General features: G+C 76.0%; 5 protein-coding genes. 2 read left to right on the top strand and 3 right to left on the bottom strand.

Annotated elements, in window-relative coordinates; translation table 11 throughout:
* Positions 1 to 741, bottom strand: a 741-nt coding sequence (locus ACFV6D_RS38200) for an MFS transporter (protein WP_380563320.1), incomplete at its 3' end; no start/stop codon positions are given.
* Between the two features lie 191 nt (positions 742 to 932).
* Between ACFV6D_RS38200 and ACFV6D_RS38195 the strand changes: the two genes are divergently transcribed.
* Together ACFV6D_RS38195 and ACFV6D_RS38190 are read left to right on the top strand one after the other, a co-directional pair.
* Positions 933 to 1439 (top strand): MarR family transcriptional regulator, encoded by a 507-nt coding sequence (locus tag ACFV6D_RS38195; RefSeq protein ID WP_063347089.1) that lies wholly within the window; start codon positions 933 to 935, stop codon positions 1437 to 1439.
* A gap of 118 nt (positions 1440 to 1557) precedes the next feature.
* On the top strand, positions 1558 to 2076 hold the full coding sequence (locus ACFV6D_RS38190; protein WP_063347090.1) for a GNAT family N-acetyltransferase: 519 nt from the start codon (positions 1558 to 1560) through the stop codon (positions 2074 to 2076).
* 26 nt (positions 2077 to 2102) lie between these two features.
* Here the strand turns inward: ACFV6D_RS38190 and ACFV6D_RS38185 are convergent, their stop codons facing one another.
* Both ACFV6D_RS38185 and ACFV6D_RS38180 read right to left on the bottom strand, forming a co-directional pair.
* Complete coding sequence (locus tag ACFV6D_RS38185; protein WP_363368700.1) at positions 2103 to 2612, bottom strand: methylated-DNA--[protein]-cysteine S-methyltransferase; 510 nt, start codon at positions 2610 to 2612, stop codon at positions 2103 to 2105.
* The gene (locus ACFV6D_RS38180; RefSeq protein WP_380563318.1) at positions 2609 to 4126 is read right to left on the bottom strand and encodes a DNA-3-methyladenine glycosylase 2 family protein; all 1518 of its coding nucleotides are present in this window, start codon (positions 4124 to 4126) and stop codon (positions 2609 to 2611) included. Before ACFV6D_RS38180 ends, ACFV6D_RS38185 begins: the two co-directional genes overlap by 4 nt.
* Positions 4127 to 4284: the final 158 nt, after the last annotated feature.

Below are 4284 nucleotides of genomic sequence, written 5' to 3'. Positions count from 1 at the left end.
GACGGCGGGCGGGGGCCCGGTGCCGACGGCGGGCGGGGGCCCGGTGCCGACGGCGGGCGGGGGCCCGGTGCCGACGGCGGGCGGGGGCCCGGTGCCGACGGCGGGCGGGGGCCCGGTGCGGGTGCGGGGCAGCAAGAACCAGCCGGCCAGGATGCCCAGCACCCCGATCGGCACGTTGATCCAGAACACCCACCGCCAGGAGGCGTGCTCCACCAGCAGCCCGCCGAGGCTGGGGCCCAGCGCCAGACCGAGCCCCTGGGCCGCCGCCTGGATGCCGAGCGCGCGCCGCATCGCGTGCTCCGGGACGCCGCGCGCCACCAGGGCGACGCTGTTGGCCTGCATCATCGCGCCGCCGACGGCCTGGACGGCCCGGCAGGCGACCAGCACGCCGAGGCTGCCGGCGTATCCGGCGCCGAGTGAGGCCAGGGCGAAGACGGCGAAGCCGCCGAGGTACATGGTCTTGCGGCCGATGAGGTCGGAGAGCCAGCCGACCGGGGCGAGCAGGGCGACCAGTACCAGGAGGTAGGCGAGGGCGACCCATTCGACGGCCGCGAAGCCGGCGTCGAAGTGCCGGCCGAGGGCCGGGAAGACGAGGGCGGTGACGCTGGCGGTGAGCTGGCCGAGGAAGGCCCCGAGGCAGACGGTGCCGACGGCCAGCCAGTGGGCGTGACGCCAGCCCGCTATGCCGCGGGGCCGGGGCCGCTCGGTGAGCAGCCGCGCGGCAAGGGCGGTGGCGTTCATGCCACAAATATATCGGATGCAGATATGTTCTTTCTACGACTTGCTCGCCTTCCGACGGGATCCCGGGGAGTTCCACGGAGCTCCAAGGGGATCCGCAGACTTCCACCGAGCTCCGCAGAGCTCCGGGAGGCCCCCGCTCGACGGTGGACAACCCGCCGGACCGGCCCGCACCAGGCGATACGCTGTCCGCCATGCCGTCGTCACCACACGTCCCCGACCCCGCCACCGAAACCCCCGAAACGGCGGTCGACCACGCCCGGCGGCTCACCGACACCGTCACCCGCCTGCGCCGCGCCCTGCGCAGCAGCATCCGCACCGACTACCCGTGGGAGTCCCTGCCCATGGCGCAGGTCGAACTCCTCCAGACCCTCGCCGCCGCACCCCTGCGGGTCGGCGAACTCGCCGCCCGGCAGCGGCTCGCCCCCAACACCGTCAGCGGACTGATCGGCAAGCTCCTCGACGCCGGATTCGTCGACCGCCAGGCCGACCCCGGCGACCGCCGCACCGCCCGCATCGCCCTCACCCCGGCCGGCCGGCGCCAGCTCGACGACTGGCAGCGCGCCCACGAGCGCCGCATCGCCACCGCCCTCGACACCCTCGACCCCACCGACCGCGACGCCGTCGTCCACGCCCTGCCCGCCCTCGAACAGCTCGCCCGCGCCCTCGCCGAGGCCGGCCAGGGCCCCGACCAGGCCTGAACCCCGGCCGGGCCTGGCCCCTGACCGGGCCCAACCCGGGGCCGAACCCCGGTCAGCGCCCCCGGACGCCTGCAAAACCGCTGGTCACCGACCCGTACGGACCGCTACCGTCCCCGGCATGAGCACAGCACAGGTACTGATCGAGCCCTGGACGGACGCCGACCTCGCACTGCTGCGCCGGGTCAACACCCCGGAGATGAAGAAGCACGTCGGCGGCCCGGAGACCGAGGAACAACTCCTCGTCCGGCACCGGCGCTACCTCGACTTCGTCCCGTCCGGCCTGGGCTGCATGTACCGGATCGTGCTGCTCCCCGAGGGCGAGGCCGTCGGAACCGTCGGCTACGGCACCCGCACCTGGGAGGGCGAGACCGTCCACGAGATGGGGTGGAACGTCCTGCCCGGCCACCAGGGGCGGGGCATCGCCGTCGCCGCCACCCGCGCCGCCGTCGCGGCCGCCCGCCGCGAAGCCGCCCACCGCCACCTGCACGCCTTCCCCTCGGTGGACAACCCGGCCTCCAACGCGGTCTGCGCGAAGGCCGGGTTCAACCTCGTCGGCGAAACGGACTTCGAGTTCCCGCCCGGGCGGTTCATGCGCAGCCACAACTGGCGGGTGGACCTGCGGGCGGCGGCGGGCTGAGCCGCGCCGCCGCCCGGGCGAACGCGTCAGAACAGCGTGCCGCTCTCCAGCTCCAGCAGCCGGCGCTTGCAGTCCACGCCCGCCGCGAAGCCGGTCAGCGAACCGTTGGCGCCCATGACGCGGTGGCAGGGGCGGACGATGAGCAGCGGATTGGCGCCCACCGCGCCGCCGACCGCCCGCACCGCGCGCGGCGACTCCCCCGCCAGATCGGCGAGTTGGCCGTAGGTGACGGTCTCGCCGTACGGGATCTCGTCCAGGGCGGCCCAGATCCGCCGGCGGAACTCGGTGCCCACCGGGGCGAGCGGGAGGTCGAAGGAGGTGCGCTCGCCCGCGAAGTAGGCGGTCAGCTGGGCGACCGGCTCGGCGAGCGCCTCCGGGTCGAGGACCCAGTCGTCGGCGGGCTCGGGCAGCGCGTACTTCTGCCCGGGCGCGGTCACGGTGGCCAGCGCCGCCGCGCCGCCGCCCTCGGGCAGGACGCCGGACAGCAGCAGCCGGCCGAACGGGCTCTCCATGGTGGTGTAGACGGTGGTACTCATGCCTCTGCCTTCTCCGTTCCAGTGCTGGCGCTCGCGGGCCCGGCCCACAGCCGGTGCACGGCGTAGGAGCGCCACGGGGCCCACGCCTCGGCCGCGCGGGCGGCGCTCTTCGGGTCGCCGGGGGCGCCGAGCCGGACGAGGCCGTGCTTGACGCCCACATCGCCCGGGAGGAAGACGTCGGGGTCGGCGAGGGCCCGCATCCTCAGGTAGCCGACGGTCCAGGGGCCGATGCCGGGCAGGGCCAGCAGCCGGGCCGCGGACTCCTCCCGGTCCACCCCGCCGTCGAGTCGCACCGACCCCTCGGCCAGGGCCGCGCACAGACCGGTGAGCGCGCGGCGGCGGGCGGCGGGCATCGCGAAGTCCTCCGGGTCGGCGGTGGCCAGCACCGCCGCCGTCGGGAACAGCAGCCGCAGGCCGCCGCTCGGCTCGGGCAGCGCGGCGCCGTACTTCTCGGTCAGCCGGCCGGCCAGCGTACGGGCGGCGCCGACCGTGATCTGCTGGCCGAGCACCGCACGGACGGCCAGCTCGTGCGGGTCCACGTGACCGGGCGAGCGCAGGCCGGGGCGTTCCCGGACCAGGGGGCCGAGCACGGGGTCGGCGCCGAGCTGCTCGTCGACCGCGTCCGGGTCGGCGTCCAGGTCGAACAGGCCGCGCAGGCGCTGGACGGCGGTCGGGAGGTCGCGCAGGTCCGCGAGCAGCAGGCGGCAGTCGAGCCAGCCGCGGGTGCGCGGTTCGCCCGGCGCCAGCCCGTCGACCTCGGCGATGCCGTGCCCGTACGGGAGCGCCAGGGTGCGCCGGTAGGTGCGGACGCCGGAGCGCGGACCGGGGACGACCTCCTCCACGCCGGGGACGGCACGCAGAGCGAGGAAGTCGATCAGGTGGTCGCTGTCGAGCGCGCCGCGGTAGGCCAGGCGCAGGGTGAGGCCGCCGGCCGGCGTCGCGACGCGGCGACCGGCCACGACCTCGGCGCGCAGACCGCTGGGGGTGCGGTCGTAGACCTCGCGGACGGTGTCGTTGAACTGCCGCACCGAGGCGAAGCCGGCGGCGAACGCGATGTCGGTGACCGGGAGTTCGGTCGTCTGCAGCAGCAGGCGGGCGGTCTGGGCGCGGCGGGCGCGGGCCAGCGCGATCGGGCCGGCGCCCAGCTCCGCGATGAGCTGGCGCTGGAGCTGGCGGGAGCTGTAGCCGAGGCGGCTGGCCAGGCCCGCGACGCCCTCGCGGTCCACCACGCCGTCGCCGATCAGGCGCATCGCGCGACCGACCAGGTCGGCGCGGTGGTTCCACTCCGGGGAGCCCGGCACGGAGTCGGGGCGGCAGCGGCGGCAGGCCCGGAAGCCGGCCCCCTGGGCGGCCGCGGCGCTGGGGTAGAAGACGCAGTTGACGCGCTTGGGGGTCACGGCGGGGCAGCTCGGTCGGCAGTAGATGCCGGTGGAGGTGACGGCCGTGAAGAAGACGCCGTCGAAGCGGGCGTCTCGGCTGTCCACGGCTCGGTACCGGATGTCGTCGTCGATCACGCTGTCCAGTCTGCGGCACTGGGGCGGGGGGTGACTGGCGGAAATCGGACATGGCCGTTGGGGGGGGGGGGGCGGGCGCGGGGCGCGGGGGGGGGCGGGGGGGGGGGGGGGCGGCGACCGCGCCGCGCGCGCGCCCCCAACCCCCACACACGCCCCGC

It is taken from the genome of Kitasatospora sp. NPDC059812 (assembly GCF_042732075.1).
Taxonomy (GTDB): domain Bacteria; phylum Actinomycetota; class Actinomycetes; order Streptomycetales; family Streptomycetaceae; genus Kitasatospora.
This window is presented reverse-complemented; position numbering and strand designations above follow the sequence as displayed.